A 25,555-nucleotide genomic window follows, 5' to 3' on the forward strand; every position below is an offset into this window, starting at 1 on the left:
TTTAGCTATTTAAGCGAACCGAGCATTCGAAACATATTTTCCAGTTCACTTAAAGGGAGGGAAGCCGGGTCCGAATCATGCTCATAGAATATCCCCGCCTCCAGGAGGCTGTCGATATAATACTTCTTAACTTTCTCCACACCATCACGAAGCTCATTTCTTCCCATGATATCAGTTCTTTTCATGTTTTTCATACCTCCTTGTTTGTAATCATCAGGCCTCTGCTTAATCTAAGATTAAAGCAGTTCTTACAAGGCTTCCTCATTCCTGTGAGATAATCTCCCCCACTTTTCAGGAAACCTATTAAAAATTTGACAGAAGACTATGCAATAATAATTAACTTTGTTAAAGGATTAAAGTATTAGAAAATACTAAGGCTTTCGCCATTAGTGCCTGGAGACAAGCCTGGTTTTTCTAATGAAAAATGAGGTAACTTACTAGTCTCATCGTCGGGTTTTTATATTTTCTTAACATACAGACAGGAACGTATTTTACACTGAAAAGGTAGAATTGTAACTTGCAAGAAATAAAATTGAAAAGGAGCGATGCAAATGAACAGAGTATTCTCGTTTACCGTAATAATGCCAATGATTTTATCTTTTTTTAGCCCGGTGCTGGAAGAAGAGAGATCCGCCTATGCGGCAGGATCAGGCGAGGTGGTTATGAATGAAATTGCCTGGATGGGAACGACCTCAAGCTATAATGATGAATGGATGGAGTTATACAACCCAACAGGAAATGAAATCGACGTTACGGGGTGGACCTTGGAAGCCCAGGATGGTACACCCGCAATAGAATTAACAGGAACCATCGCTGCAAACAGCTTTTACATAATGGAGCGAACGGATGATTCGACTGTTCCTGATACGGAAGCTGATCTGATTTATGCCGGAAGCCTGTCCAATGCCGGGGAAGCAATGGAACTTCGTGATGCTGCCGGTAACCTAGTCGATGAAGTTGATGCGTGGCACGCAGGAGATAACGATGCCAAGGCATCGATGGAACGACTTAATGCAGAAGGAGAGGGTACCGATCCAGCGAATTGGGCAGATGCCACAGCTGAATATTCCGTTGGTTTTGGAACACCGAATGGTGCCAATGGCAGTGAAAACGCCGGCGGCTGTAAGGATAGTCAGGAGAATATATCCAATGTTTCTGAATCAGAAGGTGCTATTAATGTTTATTTCAACAAATGTGCCGATCATACAACGGCCTTCGCTGGAAACGAAGCCAATGACAATGTCAATTTAGAAGACCGTTTGATTGAAAGGTTGAACAGCGCCACGGAAAGTATCGATTTTGCTACCTATGAAATCAACCTTCCGGGAATCGTCGATACATTGGTTGCTAAGGCTGCTGAGGGGGTCGATGTGCGTATGATCGCCGATGCGAAAGACGCATCTGACCCGCATTATACCGAGCGTTACAAGACCATGAGGTTATACGTAGAGAAAATGGTCCGCGGTGCTGATGGCGAAATTGGCACGGCTGATGATATCCACGTTTTCTCGGACTCACCGATGATGGCAGTGGAAGATAGTACCGCCCGCTCGGAATATGGATTACCGGCTGAGGCCAATGACATTGCGGAAGTGACGGTTGAAATCGGCAACAGCACAGAAACCGGGCGTTTGTTTGTTGAAGCGGAAGAAAAAAGCGAAAATGCCTATTATTCACCAGGGAATCAGATGCATAATAAATTTGCCGTAGTCGATGACCGATGGGTATTTACCGGCAGTTGGAATTTCACAGTGACCGGATTATATGGCTCAGAAGAAAATAGGCAAGCAGGCATTCTGGATGGAAACCAGCAGCATGTAGTGGAAATCAACTGGCCGGAGCTTGCTGGAATCTATGAAACTGAGTTCAATGAAATGTGGGGAAGTAATGGAATGTACCCGGATAAAGTCACCTCGAATTTCAGTACAAGAAAAGTAGATAATACCAAACATCAGGTGAATATTAACGGGGTGCCTGTGGAAATCTATTTTTCCGCCGGAGATGATGCCGTTGGCCGGATGACGGAATTTGTGAAAAATGACGCGGACCTGAATACGTACTTTTCCATTTTTGCCTGGAGCGATCAGGAGCTGGTCGATGAATTAAAGTATAAATGGGAAGGCTCGTATAACGATAGGGAAGGTTCTTTGACCGGTTTTAATATAAAAGGGGTATTTGACACCAGTTTCTGGAATCAGTGGTGGTCGGCAAGTGTAGACATGACAGGAAGAACTGCTTCCCAGGAAAGCGACAACAACCCGAACACCCGCTGGGCCAACCCGGCTCCGGTGTATGAAGACGCTGAGTCCCGCAAACTTCATAGCAAAACGATGCTGGTCGATGCGGATACGGAGAGTGATCCGACGGTTATTGTCGGCTCGACCAACTGGAGCAACAATGGTAATAATATCAATGACGAAAACATGCTGTTCATCCATGATGAAGCAATAACCAATCAATTCTTACAAGAATTCCACGCCCGCTACGAACAGGCAGGCGGCACCATGAAGTAAACCCAAAAGCAGCACCCCGGGACATCCAGAAACTGGAGGACCCGGGGTGCTGATAGTTTAAGAGTGCTGGAGGGCGGCTGCTTTCATGGTGCCGGTTTCTTTGAAGCGGGTATGCCATTCAAAGGCTTTTTCCAGTACATGGGGAGTCTGGCCGCCTTTTTCCCATGCATCTTCATAATAAGCATAGAGCTGGTCGCGGTACGTCGGGTGCGCACAGTTCTCGATAATTAATGGTACGCGTTCTTTTGGTGCCAGGCCGCGCAGGTCAGCGTAACCCTGTTCCGTCACAATCACGTCGACATCGTGTTCGGTATGATCAACATGAGAAACAAATGGTACGACGCTTGAGATATCGCCATTTTTGGCAATCGACTTCGTAACAAAAATAGCAAGACGCGAGTTACGTGTAAAGTCACCGGAGCCGCCGATACCATTCATCATCTTAGTGCCAAGCACATGCGTGGAGTTGACATTGCCATAAATATCTACTTCCAGTGGTGTATTAATTGAAATCAGTCCTAACCGGCGGATGATCTCCGGATGGTTGGAAATTTCCTGTGGACGTAACAGCAATTGGTCACGGTAGCGGTCGATGTTCCAATAGACTTCTTCGAGTTTGTCTTCTGAAAGTGTAATCGAACATCCGGATGCGAACTTGATTTTCCCGGCATCCAGTAAGTCGAACACCGCATCTTGTAACACCTCGGAATAGACTTCCAGATCCGTGAACTCGGAATCGAGCAAGCCATGGAACACGGCATTCGCTACGGAGCCGATACCGGATTGCAACGGTGCCAGATTTTCAGGGAGCCTTCCGATTTCTACTTCTTTTCTTAAAAAATCTATCAAATGATTCGCCATCGTTGCTGTTTCTTCATCTGGCGGCACGATTGTCGACGGAGAGTCCGGTTGATTGGTGATGACGATCCCTTTAATTTTTTCAATGTCGACCTGGATGCCGATCGTGCCGATGCGGTCATCGACTTGCGTCAACGGGATGGGCTGACGCTTGCCCTGTGCCCCTAATTCATAGATGTCATGCAAGCTTTCAAATGCATCGGACTGGGCGAGGTTCAATTCAACAATTACATTTTCTGCTTTTTCTGCGAAGATGGAGGAGTTGCCGACAGAGGTGGATGGAATGATCATGCCGTCCTCTGTAATTGACACCGCTTCCACAATAGCGTAATCAATCGGGTTCAATACATCCTGACGAATCGCCTCTGCGGTATGAGACAAGTGCTGGTCGACAAACAGCATGTCTCCCTGGTTGATTTCATTGCGCATCGTTTTATCAGCCTGGAACGGCAAGCGTTTATTTACAACTCCAGCTTCTGCCATCAGGCGGTCGATATCAGAACCGAGGGAAGCTCCGGTATAAACGTTTACTTTCAGGTGTTCTTCTTTTGCTTTTTCAACTAAAGCTGATGGGACCGCCTTAGCATCACCGGCACGGGTGAAACCGCTCAAGCCAAGCGTCATTCCGTCCTTAATCCAGGAAGCGGCTGTTTCCTCTGAAATGATGCGGTCCTCTAATCGTTTATCTCGTAATCGTTGTTTATAAGTCTGTTCCATACCAAAAACCTCCATGATGTAATTTTCTTATAATTCTATCGTCTTATCGCGCTGGACTCTTGGGTTTTGGTATGAAAAGGCTTAAATCGGTACTGAAATAGAAAATTCATGACATAACTAAGAAAAATCAGAACGACAGGATCCTGCGGAACTGGCTCGCGTATGTCTGGCTCACAGGAATCTTGGTGCCATCTTTCATGATCAATAGAAAAGTAGAATGGGAATCCGGCTGTATCTCGGCAATATAATTAACGTTTATGATGTACGAACGGTGGCAGCGAAGGAAAATATCTTCCGGCAGATGGAACTCTACTTCGCTTAACGTGAATTTATGGGTACCTGTGCCGCGTTCTGATTGGACCCACGTCTTCCGGTTGTGCGCTTCTAAAAACATGACTTCCTCGTATGGGACCGGCATCCAGCGGTCTTCGATATGAAGGGTCAGGAACTTGGACAAAAACTTCAATTGCTTTGATGGTAAAATCGCAGTGACGCAGCCTTTGGGGTTTCCGGAATCGATAATTGGCACTGAGGTACCAAAGTAGGGGGTACCGAACACCTTGCCGTTGATATGATCCGACGTTTTTTTCCGGACGGTCAGTGCCTTGAACGTCACCGTATTTTCAGTGATTTTATCACCGGGCTTGATCTTCAGGTCGATGTGTTTGCTCGGTTTATAATAGATGAATTGCTGAGCGTCGGATACAGCAATGGAGGCTTCTTTCGGAAATAATTCTTTGAATGATTCTACCATGGAAGAAACGGAAAAGTAGTCCATCTTTCAACACTCTTTACTTTATCTCTCTTACCACCTATTATAGGGGGATTCATAAAAGAAGAAAACGGTTTCGCTTTTGGTTCTCTTCCGGTTATCACCCCGGGACATCCAATATCTGGAGGACCTGGGGTGGCCATCAGTTTATGCGTTTTTGGTCGCCACGGTACGGCGTCTATTTTTATAGGTTAAAACACTCCAGTTTTAGTATGTAAACGCCAAGCCAGTAATATGTGTAAGGCTGAATCCACATATTCAAAAAGAAGGGAGAGCATACTACTGGTAAGGAATAAAAGGTGAGGATGATCCGATGATATATATTTATAACGACTATGGTGGAACCCATACAACCTCATTGGCGGCGGCTTTTCACTTGAACATTCTTAAACCTTCTCAACAACCGCTATCGAAAAAGGAGATTCTGGCTGTTCCTTATTTTAATAAACTGACGAGAAAAGACTTCGGGAAACTTATCTTTCACGGGAAGGATGAGGAAGGTCATCCAGTCTATACGCTGGGTAGAAAGAAATCCAAGCTGGTTGTTCCGGCGTTGAAAGAATGGAGTCAGATGTTTATGGCTTTGCATCAGGTAGAAGAAAAAATCATTTTTTCCAACACTTCGCCAACAGTACCTTTTGTGATGACGATTGGTGGAGGGCTTTCCAGAGGGCTGGGAATCGATAGTCTCGGGGTTCCTTTACTGATAAAAGGGGCACAGAAATGCAGCGGGAATATTCATCAACTGGTGGAGTACACAAAGAATATAGCAACAGAACAGACAAGTGAGAATGTTATTATTTTAGAAAATAAACAATTTAAAGCCTGACCTAAAACGTACGTCATTGCCGTACGTTTTTTTAGTAATCGAATAGCCTCGTATCACAGGACCGACTCTGACTGCGGCAGGCATTTGAGGGGTAAAACATAGGCAAATACTTTGATTTGAAGCTTATTTTCCGGTATTCTTTTATTGTGAAACACTTTACATAATTCTCCGTTCACCTCTCATCCTATATTCATTAAAGGAGAATCTTACCTTATATGTTTTTTGACGCATTCGGCACGGATACTTTTTTACTTCTTACCGCATTACTTTTATTTAGTGGTGTACTCGTAGCTAAATTTTCGAGCCGCTGGGGCATTCCATCATTGATTTTGTTTATCCTGGTCGGCATGCTTTTTGGGAGTGATGGCTTAGGCATCATCTATTTTGATGATGCCAGCACCGCGCAGATCATCGGGGTATTCGCTCTGGTCATCATTTTGTTTGAAGGTGGTCTGCATACAAAGTGGACGACGGTTCGCTCTGTGGCGTTTCCATCTCTTTCGCTTGCCACTCTCGGTGTGCTGTTAACTTCATTTATCATTGGTTTTTCTGCGTACTTGATTTTCAATTTGACCATCCTCGAAGGTATGCTGTTGGGCGCGATTGTTGGTTCTACTGATGCCGCAGCTGTATTTGCTGCTTTAAAAGAACGGAATATAAAAGCGAAAATGGGAGCGACCCTGGAAGCAGAGTCGGGAACCAACGATCCGATGGCCGTTTTCCTTACGCTGTCCTTGATCGAACTGCTCACGGCCCAGGATCAGTCGATTTGGATGATGGTCCCGATGTTTTTCGTGCAAATGGGCATGGGGCTGTTGTTCGGAATTGTCCTGGGGAAGCTGGCTTCCTTTTCCATCAACCGGATCAAACTTGATTCGAGCGCCCTGTATCCGATTTTTTCAGTTGCTTTTGCACTTGTCACCTACAGTGTGACAGCATTCCTTGGGGGGAGCGGGTTCTTGGCAGTTTATGTCGCCGCTCTTGTTGTTGGTAACAGCGAGCTCACCTATCGTTATTCGATTTTTCAATTCAATGAAGGGTTTGCCTGGATGGCGCAGATTCTCATGTTCATCATCCTTGGCCTGCTCGTTTTCCCGGGTCAGGTATTCACCTCTGCGATCATGGTTAACGGCTTATTGTTATCTGCCATCCTGATTCTGGTGGCGCGGCCTGTCGCCGTGTTTTTGTCGCTGATAAAAATGGGCTATTCCGTAAAAGAAAAACTGTTCATATCCTGGGCGGGGCTTCGGGGGGCCGTACCGATCGTCCTGGCGACTTTCCCGATTGTCAATGGGATAGAAAACAGCCAGGTCATGTTCAATATCGTCTTTTTCATCGTATTGACATCAGCCCTCGTCCAAGGTTCGACCATTTCTTATATGGCAAAAAAGCTGCACCTCGTTGGCCCGAAAAAAGATGTACCGCACCATTCCATCGAGCTGATTTCCATGGGAAAGGCTTCAGCAGAAATGATTCAATATCAGGTAAGTCCCGAGTCGGCGGTCGTTGGGCAAAAGCTGCGAGATGTCGAGTTCCCGAACCGGGCGAATATCAGTGCGATCATTCGGAACAACCAGGTCATCACCCCATACGGAGAGACCGAAATCAAAGCCGGCGATTTCCTGTATATCCTTGTAGAAGCGAAATATAAGGACCAATTGAAAAAAGTACTGGAACAACGAGTAGAACGTAGTGCCTCCGAATAAAATGTAAACATTCCGCTCGGCTGGGAACACTAAGAGAAATTGTGTTTCTGCGAAAGGGGATTTCTCATGAAATTCGGCAGCCATGTTTCCATCCGGGAAGGTTATTTAGGAGCAGCCAAACAGGCAGCTGCCATGAATGCGGCTGCTTTTCAATATTTCCCTAAGAATCCGCGCAGCCTGTCGGTCAAAAAATTTAACCGAGACGATGCCAGGCTTTGCAAGGAGTTTAGTGAGCAGCATGGTCTTGTGTCTATCGCTCACACGCCTTACCCTACCAGCCTGACTCCAGCAGACAATCATAAGCGGGAAGAGGTGGTGGCGTCCTTAGTGAATGACCTTGTAATCACCGACGCCTGCGGTTCGATTGGCGTGGTCGTCCATTTTGGCAAACAGGTGGACGATGGCGATCCCCTTGTCAGTTACCAGCTGATGATCGGCGTGATCAATGAAGTGCTTTCCGAGTGGGAGGGAAGCTGTAAAATTCTTTTGGAAAACAATGCGGGAAAGCCAGGTTCGATGGGGACGACGTTAGAAGAGTTGAGCCGGGTGCGCGAGTTATGCGAGGAGCCGGAAAAGATCGGTTTTTGCCTTGATACCTGTCATGCCTTCGCGAGCGGGTTATGGGATGGGAACAACTGGGATGCTGTTTTGGCAAAAGGGAACGAGCTCGGTTATTTTAATCATCTGGAAGCCATCCACTTCAATAACTCCAAATATGAGACCGGCTCCGGGAAAGACCGCCATGCCAATATATTCGGGAACGGCTACATAACGGAAGAGCAGTTCGATCAGTTAATCGCCACCCCGCAGCTTGCTGATATCCCGTTCATTTTAGAGACTCCAAAAGATACTCCGACACATGAGAAAGAAATCCGTCAGCTGCAGCAAAAATGGGGATCAAGTTGATAGAAGAAAAGGAGCGCTAGGCTGAAGCCTGACGCTTTTTTTATCCTTTAAGAAAGTTTAACTTTGTTAAAGGACAAGAACCATAATCCAAGTTTTTCTAATGAGAAAAATCAATGATATAAGAGACAATACCCATCTGATGAGTGCCAGGAACAGGCATAAGAGAGCCAATTTCGAGAATAACAGAGACAAATTCGCGAAAAAGAGAGACACATTTGAAAAAAAGAGAGACACTCTCTACTTGAAGAGAGACATAACATTTCAAACGTGCACCCAACTGCCATCCTCCCGGCAGAAGACGTCCAGTTGAAAGAACAATCGACAATGCTTCTGGAATATTAAAAGATGGCATTGAAAATAGACTGATCTCCTCGTCCCGGAACACTCCGGGGCGTTTTTTTGTATTAGATGAGAAGCGTGTGATGTGCCTCACATACAGTAGAGGAAAATTCCGCTAGGATAGAGGTACATGGATAGAAAAAGGAGTGGCAGATGATGAGTCATGAATGTGCCGGAATGAAAATAGACAGCGGAGCAACACAACTTTGTGCAGCCTTACAGCACTTAAAGGATGAGCACCCAAAGCTTGAAGAAATGATGAAAAAATTGCAGCTGGCAGCAGCTGAAACAAAAGAAACCCCAGCAGAAGAGATCACCAATTTGCTTGCGCTCCGGGAAGAGGTCATATCCTTTATGGAATATCTCATTCCCCATTCGGAAAAAGAGGAAGGCGTCTTATTTCCGATGATGGGCAAGTATATTGGCACCAGTACCGGCCCGCTTGTTGTCATGGAATATGAGCATGACCTGGCAAAAGAGAGCTTTGAATCTTTTCTGAAAGGGACAAAAAATGTAACTGAAATCAAGGATCCTTCGCGTTTGCATCTTCATGTCCTCGAAGGGTGCACGACACTATTTTCTCATTTCAACAAAGAAGAAAACGTACTGTTCCCGATGGGGGAAAATGTGCTAACAGATGAAGATAAGGAAAAACTGGCGGATGCTTTTCAAATCCCACCACTAACATGACACGGCAAATCACCAGCCGTGTCATTTTTCCTGCTGCAAAAACTTACGAATAAAGGAGAAAACCAGTGACCTGACTTCTTCGGATTCATTGAAAAGCGCATGCTGGGCGTGATCGATCTGGACCATGGTCAGCCGACGAAACTTCTTCTGCAAAAACTTCATATTATACCGCCAGGCTACGGTCCTGTCATGATTGCCTTGAAGCACGAACGTCTGCGTGTTCGTCACAGGGTAACTTTTCAACTTCCTGTTCCAATCAAGCATGGCACCGACCCAGTCCAGCGGAATAGCCTGGCTCTGCAGGGGATCGATTTTCCGTAATTTCAAATAGTGCTCGTCAGAAGAATTGACCCGGAATTTCCGTTTCACTTCCTGTAGGAAGGGGACGATTTTTGCCATATAATAGCCAATTACCGTCCCGTACCAATGCTCGGAATGGACGAGCGGAGCGGCCAATATCACTTTGTCAAAGACATGGTCATGGTTGTTCAGCACGTAATCGATCGCGATTGCGCCCCCGGTGCTATGACCAATCACGTAGAATGGACCGCTCATTTCATTTTTTGCCCGGGAAAGCAGTTGTTCGAGGGATTTGACATAATCGGAAAATCGTTCCACGGAGGCTGATTCCCCCTCGGAAAGCCCGTGACCTTCCAGGTCATAGCTGATTACGGTGTAATGTAATTCATTTAAAAATTTGATAATTTGCTTGAGATGGCCGACGTGATCCAAATAGCCATGCAGCAGGAATATCGTTCCTTTCGATTGTTTTGGCGCGAACATCTGGACGAGCTTCTTCGTACCGTTTGTTTTCACCTTTCCAAAATGAAAGTCGACTCCGGTTGTATTCAAGCCATAATAATTTAAATATACAGATACATCCTGGTTTATTTCTACTGGTTTACTGAAATCGAACGTGTTATTCCAGTCTGATAAACGTTCCAGTACAGCATTGATATTTTTCATTAATATTTTCCCCTTGTTCCTTCGTTTTTTACTAGTATCACCACGAACGTTTTTCTAGAAACATGAGTTACCATCAGTCCTGACTCTTTCGGTGATTAACAATATATGGACATATTTACTGGTTTGCTTCCATGGTTGACCCTGACAACTCATATACCGCTAGTTTATCGAACTTTGCTATGTTATAGTAACACTAATTGTGCCATTTATCATATAAGAAAGGGACGAGATAGTGATAGATAGACAAAATGGAGTGAGAGAATTAATCAGCGAAAAAGTTATAAGCCAAAAGAGTCAATTGCGGGAAAATCTCCGCTTACACAAAGAAGATTACCAGGGCAACATAGCGAATAACGCAGAAGACCTGGTGCAATGGCGGGGAGACCTGATTGAGTTGTATGCTGAAACCATTGTACTGGACCTGGAAGAGAGCGATAAGAAGGTGACGGAATGGGGAGATAAAGCATCCGATTTTCTCGTCAACATTCAAATGCCACTGGATTTAGCGATAGAAGAAATACGTTATTATCGGAATATGATCGGGGAAATCATTCGGGACACTGGAGAAAAAGAATCGTTACCTATCCGTGACTTCTATGATTTGGTGTCTTCCTTTGACCTGGTTGTCGATCAAGTCGTCGAAATCATCAGTGTTTCCTATATGAAAAAATACAATCAAAAAATGTATGCATCGCAGACAGAAATCAACGAACTATCGGTACCAATCATCGAGATTACGGAAAGTGTCGCTGTCTTGCCTTTGGTGGGAGCGATTGACACCGCACGTGCCCAGCTGTTGATGGATCATGCGTTATCAGAAAGCTCCAACAATGATTACGATTATTTCATCATTGACGTATCCGGTGTTCCTGTCATCGATACGATGGTGGCCGATCAGATTTTTAAGGTGATCCGTGGGTTAAAACTGATCGGCGTTGAAGTGAAAATGAGCGGTGTCCGTCCGGAAATTGCCCAGACGATGGTGCAGCTTGGTGTGGACTTTGAAGACACCCTGTCTTTTTCCAGCCTTCATCGTGCATTGGACTATATCGGATTCGGACTCAAATAAAACTAGACACGCCCGGTGCTGGCGTGTCTAGTTTTCTCTTATCTGGGGGATTTGTCTCATAACCCACGAAAAATTCTCTTTTATTTTCTGTTTTGTCTCTTATATTATCGGAATTGTCTCTCTTATTCTTAAAATTGTCTCTATTACCGACCAAATTTCTCTAATAAGCTGAAATTGTCTCAATTACGCACCGAAAAGTCATTTATTTTGCACAGCTGGCTTACTTCCAGCAGTAGTTTTAGCGAGCTCATCGACATGTGCCTTCACGAGTTGTTCCCCTTCATCCAGGGTTTCAAAAAAAACGTGGCGGATTGAGCCGTCATTGTTTTTCTCTGCATGCTTATATTTCGGATCGTAATAATGAATAAGCAGCTGTTCGACGACGGTTCGGTAATCATGCGCCTTCAGTGCTTCTGCAATGATTTCCTGGACGTCATTAGGGGTTCTTTTTTCAATCACTTCCCAGGCAGCCTCAATCGCTTCATGGTGTTTGTCCGGCTGGTACGTGGATAGAATCGTGTCGACCCGGACAGGAATAGACGTATGCACCTGGATACGCGGACCGGTCTGTTTTCCTTTTATAATAAAAGCGGGAACCTCAATGTTACCGAGGCGTTTGCTTTCTGATTCAATGATGTAATAGTCGGTTTCCCCTATCTCCCCGATTCGTTCCCACAACCGGACATCAAAATCCTTTTGACTGCGGTCCGGCAAATCGACGCGTCCAAACACGGAACCGCGATGGGCAGCGAGACCTTCCAGGTCAATGACCGGGTACCCCTTGCCAGCCAGGCGCTCCAGAATTTCCGTTTTCTTCGTACCTGTTAATCCTTCCAAAACTATAAAGGTTCGATTCAGACGGGATGCAGCTTCCAGGTCTGCGACGACCTTTTTACGGAACGAACGGATGCCGCCTTCCAGCTGATGGCATTTCAACCCCATCAGTTCAAATATTGTCGCCAGTGTCCGGCTCCGCATGCCGCCACGCCAGCAGTAAATGATCAGCGGCTTGCCGCCAGAAATCTTTTTTGCCTGCTGGTAAAAATCCGGGAGCTTCGGTGACACGAGTGATATACCGAGGTCTTTGGCTGCTTCTTTCCCGAGCTGCTTGTATGTAGTTCCAACCGTGACACGCTCTTCATTAGAAAAAATCGGCATGTTGATGGCGCCGGGGATATGGAATTCTTCATACTCTTTCGGTGTCCGGACATCAAGGACGGGACAGTCCATCTCCAAAGCTTCCGCTATCGTCACTTTCTTCATCGATTTCACCTGCTTTATACCTGAGTGTGTATTGTCATTATAACATGCCCGGCTTACATTTTTCCTTTCGCGGCAACTTAGGTTAGAATATAGGAAGAAAGTATCTGTTCAAGAAAGGATATCAATCTATGGAAAATCATGAGAATTCGGCCAGTACCTGGCCTCTATTAGACACACTAGCCCCATTCCTGCAGCAGGCATGGGAAAACTCCAAGTTCCAGAAACCGACCGAAATCCAAAAACAGGCGATACCGCAGGTTTTAGAGGGGAAAGACGTGCTCGCAGAGGCACCGACAGGAAGCGGGAAGACGCTTGCGTATCTTTTCCCGGTCCTGCAGAAAATCGATCCCGATAAGAAAGATACGCAGGCCGTAATTCTGGCCTCTTCCCGTGAGCTTGTCATGCAGATTCATGAAGAATTGCAGACATGGAGTGCCGGGAGCGGTATTTCCAGTGCCACGCTTATTGGAGGCGCCAACATTAAACGTCAGCTGGACAAGCTGAAAAAGCATCCGCGTGTCATAATCGGAACACCGGGCCGCGTCCATGAGCTGATCAAAAAGAAAAAACTGAAAATGCATGAAGTAAAGACGCTCGTGCTTGATGAGGGGGACCAGCTTTTGGCTCCCGAGCATAAAGGGACGCTCGAAGATATTATTAAAAGTACGCTGGCAGAACGGCAGCTGCTGTTATTTTCGGCAACATTGCCAAAGGTGAGCGAACTGGAAGCCCAGCGCCTGATGAATGACCCCGAGATTGTCCGCGTCGGCACGGAAGCGGAGAAACCGGACGTCGACCACGGCTACCTAATTACCGACGCTCGTAAAAAAGTAGATACACTGAAGCGTTTGACGGTGATCGAGGCGTTCAAGGGTCTCGTTTTTGTGAGAGATATCGGTAACCTGGACGTACTGGCTGAAAAACTACGCTTCAAAGGGCTGTCCGTTGGTGTCATCCACGGGGATTCAAAAAAAGAAGACCGGGTAAAGACACTGAAAGCGTTCCGGGAAGAGAAATTGGCGTTACTATTGGCGACCGATGTGGCTGCACGCGGCCTTGACATTCCGTCGCTGAAGTATGTCATCAATTACGATCTTCCCGATGAAACCAGCCAGTATGTCCATCGTGCCGGTCGAACGGGACGCGTTGGGTCTCCGGTAGATGGCAGCGTTATTTCACTCGTTACTGGGGATGATATTAAAAAGATCGTCAAAATCAGTAAAGAGCTCAACATCGATATTACGGAAAAGCAGATGTATCGCGGTGAATTAATTGATGCCCGCCAGCAATAAGGAGGGTCGAATATGACAGAGAAAATCGCTGGTAAAACGATCGCTGAGTGGCAGGAAGAGTATCCGCTGCTGAAAGCGATTGTGGCAACAGAAGAAGTCTATTGGGAAAATAATGATTATCAGCCTGAAGCTCTGGGGGATGTGGTGTCCAGGGAAGAGCTGGATGAAGCGGCTGCCTTGTTCGATCGCTTTTTACCTTTTTTTAAAAAAGCCTTTCCGGAAGTAGACCTGCCTTCCGAAGGGATTGTATCCCCGCTCCGGGAGATAGCGGGGATGAAAAAGGAACTGGAGGCTGCTGAGGGCGTTTCCATCAGAGGCGAATTGTGGCTGAAATGCGATCATGAACTGCCGATAGCAGGTTCGATCAAAGCCCGCGGAGGATTTTACGAAATCCTCCAGTATGCCGAACAGCTGGCGATCGATCATGGTATGCTCGCAAAGTCCGATGACTACAGCAAGCTGTATGGAGAGCCGTTTAAAAGCTTTTACTCCAACTATTCCATCGCGGTGGGCTCGACAGGGAATCTTGGTCTCAGCATTGGAATCATCAGCGCAAAAATTGGTTTCCAGGTAACGGTTCATATGTCGCAGGACGCGAAACAATGGAAAAAGGATTTACTTCGAAGTTATGGAGTGACTGTTGTCGAGCACCCTGCCGATTTTAGTATTGCGGTAGAAAAGGGCAGGGAGATGTGCCGTGACGATGAAAATTGTCATTTCGTGGATGATGAAGATTCCAAAAACCTTTTCCTCGGCTATACGGTCGCTGCCAAAGAAGTCGCTCGTCAACTGGAAGAAGAGGGTGTGACTGTTGATGCCGCCCATCCGCTTATCGTTTACCTTCCGTGTGGAGTTGGCGGAGGACCGGGCGGTGTCGCGTATGGCTTGAAGCAGGTTTACGGGGAGCATGTTCACTGCCTGTTTGCCGAGCCCACCCATGCGCCATCAATGTTACTTGGCCTGCTGACCGGTCTTCATCATAATGTTTCCGTCCAGGATTTTGGCATTGATAATATCACGGAAGCAGATGGTCTCGCTGTCGGTCGCCCATCCGGGTTTGTCGCACCGATTCTGGAACAGCTGATCGCTGGTATTTATACGGTGGAAGACCGGGAGCTGTTTAAAATGCTTTACCAGCTTTATCGCAGCGAAGGACTGTTTCTGGAACCCTCGGCACTTGCCGGGATGTATGGCCCAGCGCAGGTTACCGACAAACGGCTTTTTGAAAACCTCGATCAGGCGACCCATCTTGTCTGGTCGACAGGCGGAAACCTGGTACCAGAAAAAGATAGAGAAGCGATGATCAAAAAAGGAAAAGCCACTCTTTAGCGAGAGTGGCGTTTCCCAGTTTTTGGATGGCTCTGGGGTAGTGGATGAAACACCCCGGGTCCTCCAAAAACTGGAAATTCGTGCAATTATTAAGGCTGTCCCATTAGTCTATCAACGACTTTGTTGGGACAGCCTTTTGTTATTTTCTTATTTTCAGACGTCGGAATTTAATATTTTTCGGGTCAAGCCCACTGCCGAGTGACCGGTACAGCTTACCGTATTTGGGATCGGCGAGCTTATTGTCCTTATAGTAGACACGCGGTGTCTTCCATAATGCGAGCAATGCTTCTCCAAGCGGCATCTCATGGTAACGTTCCGGCCAGAACTTTTTAATCTGTTCTTTGACGAGCGGATAATACTTCGGGTTCATCCCCGGGAACAAATGGTGCTCTGTATGATAAGAAAAGTTAAAGTGAAGCACATCAACCCACTTTGGAACCGTTACCGTCAAACTGTTTGCCAGTGGATCATTGATCGGGGTAATCGGGTTAAGCCTGTGATTCGTTGAAATATACCCCATTACAATCAGGTTGGCAATCAATAATGGGATGAAAAAGGCAAACAGCCAGTTGGTCAAGCCCATGACAAATAACAGACTGATCCAGAAAGCCCATGGCAAGAGAACCTGAAGCCATACCACCGGCTGCTTCTTCGGCTTGAAATCTTTGACATAGGTAAAGAACATTTTCAACGAATGCATCGAAAATTGTACGGCCAGGGATGCGAACGCAAATGTCGAGCGGACAAATAGCGGCAGCCGGTAGACCCAGTGGAATATTTTCATTTTTGATATTTTTTCTAATGTCGGCCAGGCGTCGGGATCTTTTTCCTCATGCTGGGTATGGACATGATGAATCATGTTGTGCCATTTTCTCCATAGCTTCGGTCCGGTGCTTAATGGAAAAAAAGCGATCGCACCCAGTAAATCACGAAGCCACGGTTTGCGGATAACCGTGCCATGGAGAATTTCATGTCCGAGAAATCCAAGTCCGGCGAAGCTGAAGCCGATAATGACGGAAAGCGTAAGATTTAAAATCGGATGCAAATCCAATAGACCAATTGCCAAAAAAGCCGCGATCGTCACAATCACATACGCCAACCCTCCAAATAAACGGGAGGGAACTGGCTTGAACACTCCTTTAGGCAAGTGTGGTTTGATTTGTTTTGCATACCAGCTGAACGAATGAAGGTCGTGCATATTCAGACTCCTTTCATAGAAGGAAAAATTATATTTCATTGCTTTTTATCGTACCAAGGCATATTCCCCTAGTCAATGAGTAATTATTAGCTGGTATTAATATGTAGTATAAATTGAAATATTATTCCATAAAAAGGGTATCAACCTTGTCATAGCGAATAGATAATGGTAGATGGTGTGACGTTTGAAAAATTAGTCATAGATTCCTGTCAGGATATCGAACATATCCTGTTCGTCCTTTCATAAAATCATTAATAACAACCATTTTACGTGGAGCAGAGGAGTGATAAGTGTGGGAGAGCTCGTTCACTTCCCCCATAAAAGCATCCGGCTGACCAATGAGGAACTGGCGATTTATTGGAGTATCAGAGCCCGGCTGGAAAATGCAGTGACCCTGGAGGAGATCCGCAAGCTTCGGCATGATGTCAAAGCTTTTCGCCACCGTCTTGCCATGAAATATGGTATCCCTTTATAGGGAAGGTTTGAAGCCACCGCTCTCCTTGGTATAGGATGGGAGAGAGGTGATAGAATTGTTGAAACAGTTTGATGTGAAAACCGATCGACGTGACCAAATGCTGGATATTACCAGCGAAATCGAATCTTTCCTAGAGGAAAAAGGGGCGGAGGAAGGCATCGTCGTCGTTTCTTCCCTGCACACGACGGCCGGGATTACTGTCAATGAAAATGCCGATCCCGACGTGAAGACAGATATGCTGATGCGCCTGGATGAGGTGTATCCATGGAATCATCCCAAAGATCGTCATGCGGAAGGAAACACGGCATCACATTTAAAAACGAGTACAGTCGGTCATGCCCAGACATTGATCATCCATGGTGGTAAACTGCAGTTAGGAACGTGGCAAGGGGTTTATTTCTGTGAGTTCGACGGCCCTCGTAACCGGAAGTTTCTCGTAAAAATTATTCCAGATTAAAACCAGGACCAGTAAATGGTGCTGGTTCTTTTTTTGCTCTAAATCAGGGATGTAAGGGCATACATAAAAAAGGAGGAAGTAAACGTCTGAAAGGCGGAATTATCTGAAACGTTTTAAAGAAATAATGGCGTGGTATCCATGGACTAGCAGAAAAAGACAAATGCATGGAGGTTAAAACATGGGTAAAGGAAAAAGCATACACGCCTTAATGATATTGTTATTCACTCAATTTATTTCTGGTGGTGTCACCAACACGAAAGGGATCGTTCTCGATCAGGTCGAACAGGACATCGGCCTGGATATGGGAGAATTCGGTTTCGTTGTATTCATATTTCAGCTGGGATTCACCTTGGCCAGTTTGATTTTTGGTTACCTGACCGATAAAAACGGTCTGCGAATCATGATGACTATTGCAGCCGTATTGATGGGATCAGGTTTTCTCGGTACCGGACTTGCACCGAATATTACCTTCTTCTTAGGTTTCTATATGCTGGTCGGTTTCGGCCTGGGAGCGCTTGGGGTTGCAGGTAATGCCATCGTTCCTGCCGCTTATCCGAAAAAACAGAACCAGATGTTCAACCTGGCGATGGGGATTTACGGGCTCGGGATGGTATTATTCCCGCAAATTCTGAACTTCCTGTTCCAGTTCGCTGACTGGAGAGTATTCTACATTGCTATCGCAGCTCTTCATATCGGGGTTATTATCTATATAACATCAGTGAATTTCCCGGAAGGTAAAGTAGAGAAGATCAATTTGAAAGCATTCATCCCGATGTTGAAGGATGCTCAGATGGTGTTCTTAATGGTCTTCCTTATGCTGGAAGTATCAGCGGAGGTATCATTTATGAACTTCTTCCCATCTTATTTGAAGAGTCTCGATCTTGGCGGCATGTCCGAGGCTGAAAAAGAAGGAATGACAGCCACAATTCTTTCGGTATTCTCGATATTTTTCATGGCAGGCCGTCTGGCAGTTGCTTATTTATCCAATCATATTAATGAGCGAAAGATTCTGATTATGTTCTCGCTTGGCTCTGTTGTAATGGTAGGTATCAGCTTCCTATTTGCTGAGCAATTGCCATACTTGTTTGCAGGTGCAGGGTTATTCTTCTCGACGTTGTTCCCGACGGCGACCGCATTCGGAACATCTATTTCGAGAAATCCTGGTACCGCACTTGGTCTCATCTATGTAGCTTCAGGAATCGGCGGCGGACTTGCCGGCTTATTGGTCGGGGCTGTTTCAGAAGCATTCGGCAATGCCGGCGGATTCAGCCTGATCATTGGATTCTTGCTCGTCATGTTTGTTACTTCCTTGTTTATGAATAAGGAAAAATCAAAGCAAACGATTTAATTAGAAAAAGCGTTGCAATTCCGGGTGGAATTGCAACGCTTTTTTCGTTCGCGCCTTCCCTCAAGGCTTTCGCGCTATATTTTCGAATTTCGCGCGGTGAAGACATTATTTCGCGCAATTATTCATATTTTAGCGCGATCACCGAAAGCTAGCACATGGAGTCTTTCGGGTTTGGATTATTCAAGCCAAATATCGGACGAATGAAGAGGGCAAGGTAGCTTCCTGCTAATGCCATGATCATCCATACCCAGCCGTGGAGGCTGAAGGATGCTATACCACCGAAATAAGCACCGATGTTACAGCCAAATGCAAGTCGAGCGCCATAGCCCATCATCAAGCCGCCGAGAATGGAAGCGGTCGCGATGCCAGGCTTGATTTTTCCTGGCTTAAAGTTGCCTTGTGCGGCAGCTGCCATAAATGCCCCAAGGATGATACCAAAGTTCATAACACTTGTAGAATCTGCGAGAACAGTGGTTTGCAGTGCTTCGGCATTGCCTTGCCAATAGCCCCAGCTTGATACATCCACACCAAAGATCATCAGGAATTTAGACCCCCATAAAGCAAAGGCCGATGTGATTCCCCAGGGATTTCCACGAATAGTCAATGTCAGTGCGTTCAAAATAGCCAGTACTACAGCAGCTACTAATAGCGGCCATGCACCACGCCATAATTTTTTCCAGCCGGTTGTGGTAGCCAGCGGCTTCATATGCGGCGGGTTTTTCTTTCGGGCGAATTTTATGGTCAAGCCGTAAATTCCAAGGAAAATGAGCATCTGCAGTACCCAGCCGCCAAAATAGCCAAGGCCGGTTGATTCGGCTAAGGATATAGGCGGTAGGGAAGGTGTCTGTTCTGTCCAGAACATAAAATGGTAGGCACCTATGACAGAGCCAGCGATAAATCCGAGCAATGTCAGCAGCATAGAAGATTTTCCACCACCGACACTATACAAGGTTCCCGATGCACACCCTGAACCCATCTGCATGCCAATTCCAAATAAGAAAGAACCAAAGATGACACTTATCCCGACTGGTGATACATAACCAGCTGGGTCAGTTCCTGTAAAACTGAAATTGGTAGCGAAAATGATAGCGAATAAGGTAGTTGCAACGGCCAACATTACCATATGAGCCTGTAAGCCTTGCACGTTACCGACAGACAAGAGACGTCTGAACGCTGATGTGAAACCGAATCTGGCATGAAGCAATGCCAGCCCCAGCCCGATCCCGATTATGAATAGGATACCCTGAGTCCAGCCTGCTACTGCCACGGTTACACTCAGAAGGATGATAGATATCAATAAACCCGTAAATAAATACGGTTTTTGAACAGGGTTCAATGGCGAAACGATAGTTGTGGCTTGTTTACGCCAAGATGGAATGGCTGTTTGTTTTGGTTGCTGTTCTGCTGTTGTTTGAGCCATTTATAAAACCTCCTAATTCCGATAGAAATAATGTGTTTTAGCAATTATATATCTTATGATGAAATGGATATTTTGTAAAGCCATTGACTTAGCAAGGGTAGATTAATAGGTGAATTTCCCTCAAGGTATTGCATAAATATATTGTTTTATGTATATTTATAACTAACTTATTTTTCAGGGGGACCACTTAATGGAAGCTAACAAGCAGACAACCTATCAAACAATCAATTCAGAAACAAAAGAGGAAGCATTTTCATGGAAAAGTTTTAATAAATTTTTTATCCCTTCTTTAATTGGTATTCTTTTATTTCTCGCTCCGATTCCTTTTCAAGGCAAAGTAACGATCGGTGTGGGAATACTGGCAGAATCCGTCCAGGGATTCTTTGCTGATCAGATTCCCCTATTCATGACAATTCTGGTTACGTTATCGGCACTTGGGGCACTGGCGGTTAAAATGCTGCAGCCAGTGTGGGTAGAGAGGAGTCCATTACTAAAAAATCTGTTCGACGTTTCGATTTTCTGGACAGGGGTAAGAATGATAGGGGCTGCTTTTGCGATCATGACAATGATGCAGCTGGGACCGGAATTCATCTGGTCCGACATCACAGGAGGAACTGTCCTTTATTCGTTAGTTCCCGTACTTACGACCTGGTTTTTATTTGCGGCGTTATTGATGCCGTTTTTGATGTCTTTCGGCTTGATGGATTTCATCGGTACCTTGCTGAGAAAAGTAATGCAGCCGGTGTTCAAGCTGCCGGGCCGCTCAGCGATTGATGCGACGGCATCGTGGATGGGTGCAGGACCGGTTGGTGTATTGATCACTACCCAGCAGTTTGAGCAGGGGTATTATACGAAGCGGGAAGCATCGGTGATTGCGACGAACTTCTCGATCGCATCGATTGCATTCAGCCTTGTTGTCATCACCTTCATCGGCTTAGAACAATATTTTGTTCCATTTTACTTAGTGGTGACAGTGGCCGTATTCATGGCTGCCATTATCGTACCAAGAATTCCACCGTTGTCACGAAAAAAAGATGAGTATGACGAAATAGCTGGAAAGCAGATTGAGGAATATGTACCGACTGGTAAATCCAGCTTCCGTTCTGGCCTGGATAAGGCGATGGAGCAGGTGGAAAAAGTTCCTTCCTATAAAAATGTGCTTTACAAAGGTTTTGCGAATGTCCTTGATATCTGGCTTGGTCTGATTCCGGTCGTTATGGGACTTGGAACGCTTGCCTTAGTATTAGCGGAATTCACACCAGTGTTCGTTTGGCTGTCCTATCCGCTCGTGCCTGTATTAGAGTGGATGCAGCTGCCGGAAGCGAGCGAAGCGGCTCCGGCTTTAATTGTAGGCTTTGCGGATATGTTCTTGCCGGCTGTTATCGGCAGTGGGATTGAAAGTGAACTGACCCGATTCGTGATCGCCGGAATTTCGATTACCCAGTTGATTTATATGTCTGAAATCGGGGTATTGATATTGAAGTCGAAAATTCCGCTTAGCATCGGTGAAATGTTCGTTATCTTTTTACAGCGTACCATCGTTACACTTCCGATTATCGTCCTATTCGCTCATTTGTTATTTTAAATAGGACAGGGCATTTTAACAGGGAGGAAGACCCAGGGGATTGTGTGAATCGTGCTAATTTTTACACAAACTGCCCCTTATCGTTTGCGACTCAGAATCGACTGTACTAAAATAAGCGACACATGAAAAAAGAAAGGATGAATAACTTGGCTGAACAAGAAAGTAAACGAGACTGGCAATTTAATTTTCTAATGAATAGTGGAAGAACGGTGACACAAGAAGTGGAACTGAGTGAAGAGCATACGGCAAAGGAAGCCTGTGAGTTCATTATGAAGCAATTGGAAAGAGGCATGTGGTGGTCACTGGATGATGACCTTGTCATCCGCACCGATCGTGTCGAAACATTCTTTGTCGGTGATTTGGAACGGGAAGAAGAGTTTTTGAATAAAGATGATGACTAAATAACACAAACAGCGCCCGGCTTGTCTGATCAAGCCGGGCGCTGTTTTTTTATGGTTAATAGCTGCTAACTAATTTAATATGGTAACTTCTATTGTTTCGCGGCCAAACGCTTTGGCGTCCTGCAAATCAGCCATGAACAAGTCGATTCGGTTACCTTTGATGTCACCGCCGATATCTCCGGCTGTTGCTGTACCGTAGCCAGGAACATGTACAGTAGAGCCGATCGGGATGACATCAGGATCGACAGCGATCACTTTCTTATTCGGGTTTGCGTTCAAATCGATACCGGTAGACGTGATGCCTGTACACCCTTCACAAGAAGCAGTATAGGCAGTGGCTTCAACGGTGACTTTTTCCCCCGTGTCTTCATTTCGATTGTTAGAAGCTTGTACAGGTTTTTCCTGTTCAAAACGCTTCAACTGATCAGATTTATTCGTTAAAGCGATTTTCTTTTCGCTTGTTGCGTCCACATTTATCTCTGCTTGGGAATGAGTTGCGCTGACTATAATTATGCTGGCAATAAGGACAAGGACGACGCCAAATTTTCTCAGAAGATTCAACCAAATTGCCCCCTCTAAATGAACTACTTCGCTCATTGTAGCAGGTATGGTGGTACTTTAACACTACAAGGACACTACAGTTTGATTGCAAATAGATGACAAATTAAATTGTAAGCGATTACTTTGAAAATGCAAAAATTAACACGTTGAAAATGCTTTTCTAATTCTCTCGTTTGTTATAGAGTATAGGATATGATTCTTTCTAGGAAATACATTATTACATCGCAGACGTACAATTAGAGGAGAGAAGAAATATGAAAAAAGTACCTTTACTCGCACGAATCATCATTGCAATTATCCTGGGGATTTTGATTGGTTCCTTCTCGCCGGAAGGTCTGATCGAGTTGTTTGCTACCTTTACCGGATTATTCGGTAACTTTTTAAGCTTTATCATCCCATTGATTATTCTCGGATTCATCGCTCCCGGCATCGGATCCATTGGGAGAGGTGCAGGGAAGATGCTCGGTCTCACTACCGGTCTCGCTTATTCCTCCACCGTGGCCGCAGGTTTACTGGCATTTGTAGTGGCTGGCACACTTTATCCTGTGATGCTGCAAGGACAGACAGCCTCCCAGCTGGAAAACCCGGAGGAATCACTGGTGGAGGCCGCCTTTTCGGTGGATATGCCGCCCGTAATTGATGTAATGGGAGCATTAATTCTAGCTTTTGTTATCGGTCTCGGGATTTCCAGACTGAAAAGTGATGCCCTGCTGAATGTGATGGACGAGTTTCGAAGCATCATTCAATTGGTAATCGAAAAAGTGATCATCCCGCTTTTGCCATTTCATATCTTTGGCATATTCGCCAATATGACTCATGCCGGACAAGTGCAGACGATACTAAATGTCTTTTGGAAAGTGTTCATCATGATCATCCTGCTTCATTTCGTCTATCTCGCCGCTGTTTATACACTGGCTGGATCCTTGCATAAAATGAACCCTGCCCGGATGCTCCGTACGATGCTGCCGGCCTATTTCACTGCCCTTGGGACGCAATCGTCAGCAGCGACAATTCCGGTTACACTGGAACGCGTCAAACGAGTAGGTGTCCGGGAACGGGTGGCGGATTTCGGCATCCCGCTCCTTGCTAATGTTCACCTGGCAGGAAGTACGATAACCATCACCAGCTGTGCGATGGCTGTCATGTACTTGCAGGGTCAGACAGCTGGTTTCGGATCGGTGGCACCGTTCATTCTGATGCTCGGGGTGACAATGATTGCTGCTCCTGGGGTCCCAGGAGGGGCTGTGATGGCAGCGCTCGGCCTGCTGGAGTCGATGCTCGGGTTTGGTCCTGCCATGACGTCATTAATGATCGCCCTTTATCTTGCCCAGGATAGCTTTGGCACAGCAACGAATGTTACCGGTGACGGTGCCCTGACAACCATTGCCAACCGATTTTCAAAATAATATCCTGTCATTCACGTCGGCCTCACGAGGCTGGCGTGTTTTCTATGTAGCTGCCTTTCTTTCTATTAGCACACCTAGTATACTAGTAAAAAGTACACGCGTTTTTGAATGAAGTTAAGGGGGAGTACCAGTGAAAGAAAATAAAATTTTGCTCGTCGATGGAATGGCGCTATTATTCCGCGCTTTCTATGCAACTGCGATGAGCAACTACTATATGATAAACAGCAAAGGAATGCCTACCAATGCCGTCTATGGCTTTGTCAAACACCTGTTCACCGCTACAAAAAATTATGAACCGAGCCATGTCGTATGCTGCTGGGATATGGGCAGCACCACATTCCGAACGGAAATGTTTCCGGAATACAAGGCGAACCGCGGAGAGCCGCCAGTGGAACTGGTGCCGCAATTTGACCTGGTCAAAGAGGTCGTGGATTCCCTGGACATTCCGAATGTGGGGCTTGCCGGCTATGAAGCGGATGATTGTATCGGCACTCTCGCATCCAAATACAGCGAACATTCCGAAGTGATTATCCTTACCGGAGACCAGGATATCCTTCAGCTCCTCAAGGATAACGTCACGGTCTCTTTATTGAAAAAAGGCTATGGCAATTATGCCGAATACCAGCATGAAACTTTTGTGAAGGAAAAAGGGATCACTCCAGCTCAAATGATTGATTTGAAAGCATTGATGGGGGATTCCAGCGACAACTATCCAGGTGTAAAAGGAATCGGGGAAAAAACAGCATTAAAGCTGCTTACCGAGTATGAGACGATCGAAGGCATTCTTGATAACCTGCCGAAGCTGACCAAAGGCCAGCGGGCGAAAATCGAGAATGAATTGGAAATGCTCCACCTTTCCCGCAAGCTCGCGGCCATTTATTGCGGAGTGGATGTCGACTGTTCCCTGGATGATGCGATTCTCGAAATCAACCGGGAACGAATGATGGAAAAGTTCAACGAGCTGGAATTCAAACGCCTCGAATCATTACTATCTTAATAGATACCATTAGAGAGCACAGCCATCCGTGCTCTTTTTTTGTTTTTGCCTAGGAAATTATAGAATTTTCTTTTAGTTGGTAACTATACGTGGTGGGTCGAATCCAGCTCCGACGCACAGGACGTGCTAGTGCCGATGTCGCCACAGGACGTGGCGTTTACATCGGCCAGCGCCTACCCCCTCGAGGTCTTAAGTCAATCCTCTCTGTGATTAGAAAAACAAAGGCTTATCGCCAATGGGTTATGGCGAAAGCCTTTGTTTTTCTTATACTTTGAACCTTTATAAACTTAATTGGTCTAAAAGTACAAAGACCGTCACGGCGAGGCTTGTCTTAAGCTTGTCGGGGGTAAGCAAGGCGCTTGCGCTTTTGTTTTTAAAAATCTACCATCTATTCCCGAAATTATGTCGAAACATGCTATAATTGATAAAGTATGTTTGAGTTCCATATATTTACCAGT

At 45.7% G+C, this 25,555-nt stretch carries 23 protein-coding genes; 15 read left to right on the forward strand and 8 right to left on the reverse strand.

Annotated features, from left to right (window positions below):
- Positions 1-5 precede the first annotated feature (5 nt).
- Positions 6-185, reverse strand: a complete 180-nt coding sequence (locus FHS45_RS03375; RefSeq protein WP_062445365.1) for a hypothetical protein — start codon at positions 183-185, stop codon at positions 6-8.
- A 366-nt stretch (positions 186-551) separates the two neighbouring features.
- On the opposite strand from FHS45_RS03375, the gene FHS45_RS03380 reads away from it, so the two are divergent.
- Positions 552-2,513: a phospholipase D-like domain-containing protein gene (locus FHS45_RS03380; RefSeq protein WP_062445366.1), complete on the forward strand. Its 1,962-nt coding sequence runs from the start codon at positions 552-554 to the stop codon at positions 2,511-2,513.
- Between the two features lie 57 nt (positions 2,514-2,570).
- Here FHS45_RS03380 and FHS45_RS03385 read toward each other — a convergent pair whose 3' ends face one another.
- Both FHS45_RS03385 and FHS45_RS03390 read right to left on the reverse strand, forming a co-directional pair.
- On the reverse strand, positions 2,571-4,088 hold the full coding sequence (locus FHS45_RS03385) for an acetyl-CoA hydrolase/transferase family protein (protein WP_062445368.1): 1,518 nt from the start codon (positions 4,086-4,088) through the stop codon (positions 2,571-2,573).
- Between the two features lie 127 nt (positions 4,089-4,215).
- On the reverse strand, positions 4,216-4,866 hold the full coding sequence (locus FHS45_RS03390) for a LytTR family DNA-binding domain-containing protein (protein ID WP_062445370.1): 651 nt from the start codon (positions 4,864-4,866) through the stop codon (positions 4,216-4,218).
- A gap of 307 nt (positions 4,867-5,173) precedes the next feature.
- Between FHS45_RS03390 and FHS45_RS03395 the strand changes: the two genes are divergently transcribed.
- From FHS45_RS03395 to FHS45_RS03410, 4 genes are all read left to right on the forward strand, one after another.
- The gene (locus tag FHS45_RS03395; RefSeq protein WP_062445372.1) at positions 5,174-5,689 is read left to right on the forward strand and encodes a DUF3189 family protein; all 516 of its coding nucleotides are present in this window, start codon (positions 5,174-5,176) and stop codon (positions 5,687-5,689) included.
- Between the two features lie 215 nt (positions 5,690-5,904).
- Positions 5,905-7,395, forward strand: a complete 1,491-nt coding sequence (locus FHS45_RS03400; protein WP_062445374.1) for a potassium/proton antiporter — start codon at positions 5,905-5,907, stop codon at positions 7,393-7,395.
- Positions 7,396-7,461: 66 nt separating this feature from the next.
- Positions 7,462-8,301: a deoxyribonuclease IV gene (locus FHS45_RS03405; RefSeq protein ID WP_062445376.1), complete on the forward strand. Its 840-nt coding sequence runs from the start codon at positions 7,462-7,464 to the stop codon at positions 8,299-8,301.
- 495 nt (positions 8,302-8,796) lie between these two features.
- Positions 8,797-9,330 (forward strand): hemerythrin domain-containing protein, encoded by a 534-nt coding sequence (locus FHS45_RS03410; protein WP_062445380.1) that lies wholly within the window; start codon positions 8,797-8,799, stop codon positions 9,328-9,330.
- A gap of 21 nt (positions 9,331-9,351) precedes the next feature.
- Here FHS45_RS03410 and FHS45_RS03415 read toward each other — a convergent pair whose 3' ends face one another.
- Positions 9,352-10,296, reverse strand: coding sequence for an alpha/beta hydrolase (locus tag FHS45_RS03415; protein ID WP_062445382.1), 945 nt, complete (start codon positions 10,294-10,296; stop codon positions 9,352-9,354).
- Positions 10,297-10,549: 253 nt separating this feature from the next.
- Between FHS45_RS03415 and FHS45_RS20435 the strand changes: the two genes are divergently transcribed.
- A complete protein-coding gene (locus tag FHS45_RS20435) occupies positions 10,550-11,365 on the forward strand; it encodes an STAS domain-containing protein (protein ID WP_166761354.1) in 816 nt (271 codons plus the stop codon).
- A gap of 198 nt (positions 11,366-11,563) precedes the next feature.
- Here FHS45_RS20435 and mnmH read toward each other — a convergent pair whose 3' ends face one another.
- On the reverse strand, positions 11,564-12,628 hold the full coding sequence (gene mnmH / locus FHS45_RS03425; RefSeq protein WP_062445386.1) for a tRNA 2-selenouridine(34) synthase MnmH: 1,065 nt from the start codon (positions 12,626-12,628) through the stop codon (positions 11,564-11,566).
- A gap of 128 nt (positions 12,629-12,756) precedes the next feature.
- On the opposite strand from mnmH, the gene FHS45_RS03430 reads away from it, so the two are divergent.
- Positions 12,757-13,920, forward strand: coding sequence for a DEAD/DEAH box helicase (locus tag FHS45_RS03430; protein WP_062445388.1), 1,164 nt, complete (start codon positions 12,757-12,759; stop codon positions 13,918-13,920).
- A 12-nt stretch (positions 13,921-13,932) separates the two neighbouring features.
- A complete protein-coding gene (locus tag FHS45_RS03435) occupies positions 13,933-15,249 on the forward strand; it encodes a D-serine ammonia-lyase (RefSeq protein WP_062445390.1) in 1,317 nt (438 codons plus the stop codon).
- 139 nt (positions 15,250-15,388) lie between these two features.
- On the opposite strand, the gene desB is transcribed toward FHS45_RS03435, so the two are convergent.
- Positions 15,389-16,447, reverse strand: coding sequence for a Delta(10) desaturase DesB (desB, locus tag FHS45_RS03440; RefSeq protein ID WP_062445392.1), 1,059 nt, complete (start codon positions 16,445-16,447; stop codon positions 15,389-15,391).
- 292 nt (positions 16,448-16,739) lie between these two features.
- On the opposite strand from desB, the gene FHS45_RS03445 reads away from it, so the two are divergent.
- The 3 genes from FHS45_RS03445 (at position 16,740) to FHS45_RS03455 (ending at position 18,727) form a co-directional block, all read left to right on the forward strand.
- Positions 16,740-16,922, forward strand: coding sequence for a hypothetical protein (locus FHS45_RS03445; protein WP_062445394.1), 183 nt, complete (start codon positions 16,740-16,742; stop codon positions 16,920-16,922).
- A gap of 55 nt (positions 16,923-16,977) precedes the next feature.
- Positions 16,978-17,379, forward strand: coding sequence for a secondary thiamine-phosphate synthase enzyme YjbQ (locus tag FHS45_RS03450; RefSeq protein WP_062447860.1), 402 nt, complete (start codon positions 16,978-16,980; stop codon positions 17,377-17,379).
- A 178-nt stretch (positions 17,380-17,557) separates the two neighbouring features.
- The gene (locus tag FHS45_RS03455; RefSeq protein ID WP_062445396.1) at positions 17,558-18,727 is read left to right on the forward strand and encodes an MFS transporter; all 1,170 of its coding nucleotides are present in this window, start codon (positions 17,558-17,560) and stop codon (positions 18,725-18,727) included.
- A gap of 148 nt (positions 18,728-18,875) precedes the next feature.
- Here FHS45_RS03455 and FHS45_RS03460 read toward each other — a convergent pair whose 3' ends face one another.
- The gene (locus FHS45_RS03460) at positions 18,876-20,147 is read right to left on the reverse strand and encodes a YeeE/YedE family protein (protein ID WP_062445398.1); all 1,272 of its coding nucleotides are present in this window, start codon (positions 20,145-20,147) and stop codon (positions 18,876-18,878) included.
- Between the two features lie 190 nt (positions 20,148-20,337).
- Between FHS45_RS03460 and FHS45_RS03465 the strand changes: the two genes are divergently transcribed.
- Together FHS45_RS03465 and FHS45_RS03470 are read left to right on the forward strand one after the other, a co-directional pair.
- Positions 20,338-21,732 (forward strand): YjiH family protein, encoded by a 1,395-nt coding sequence (locus FHS45_RS03465; RefSeq protein ID WP_082412031.1) that lies wholly within the window; start codon positions 20,338-20,340, stop codon positions 21,730-21,732.
- A 146-nt stretch (positions 21,733-21,878) separates the two neighbouring features.
- Positions 21,879-22,133: a hypothetical protein gene (locus FHS45_RS03470; RefSeq protein WP_062445401.1), complete on the forward strand. Its 255-nt coding sequence runs from the start codon at positions 21,879-21,881 to the stop codon at positions 22,131-22,133.
- Between the two features lie 69 nt (positions 22,134-22,202).
- On the opposite strand, the gene FHS45_RS03475 is transcribed toward FHS45_RS03470, so the two are convergent.
- Positions 22,203-22,694 (reverse strand): 3D domain-containing protein, encoded by a 492-nt coding sequence (locus FHS45_RS03475; protein WP_062445403.1) that lies wholly within the window; start codon positions 22,692-22,694, stop codon positions 22,203-22,205.
- 254 nt (positions 22,695-22,948) lie between these two features.
- Between FHS45_RS03475 and FHS45_RS03480 the strand changes: the two genes are divergently transcribed.
- Both FHS45_RS03480 and FHS45_RS03485 read left to right on the forward strand, forming a co-directional pair.
- Positions 22,949-24,100: a dicarboxylate/amino acid:cation symporter gene (locus FHS45_RS03480; RefSeq protein WP_062445404.1), complete on the forward strand. Its 1,152-nt coding sequence runs from the start codon at positions 22,949-22,951 to the stop codon at positions 24,098-24,100.
- Between the two features lie 130 nt (positions 24,101-24,230).
- Positions 24,231-25,097, forward strand: coding sequence for a 5'-3' exonuclease (locus FHS45_RS03485; protein WP_220387479.1), 867 nt, complete (start codon positions 24,231-24,233; stop codon positions 25,095-25,097).
- The last annotated feature ends 458 nt before the right edge of the window (positions 25,098-25,555 follow it).

Origin of the sequence: Thalassobacillus devorans, assembly GCF_011761345.1 — a bacterium.
Classification (GTDB): domain Bacteria; phylum Bacillota; class Bacilli; order Bacillales; family Halobacillaceae; genus Thalassobacillus; species Thalassobacillus devorans.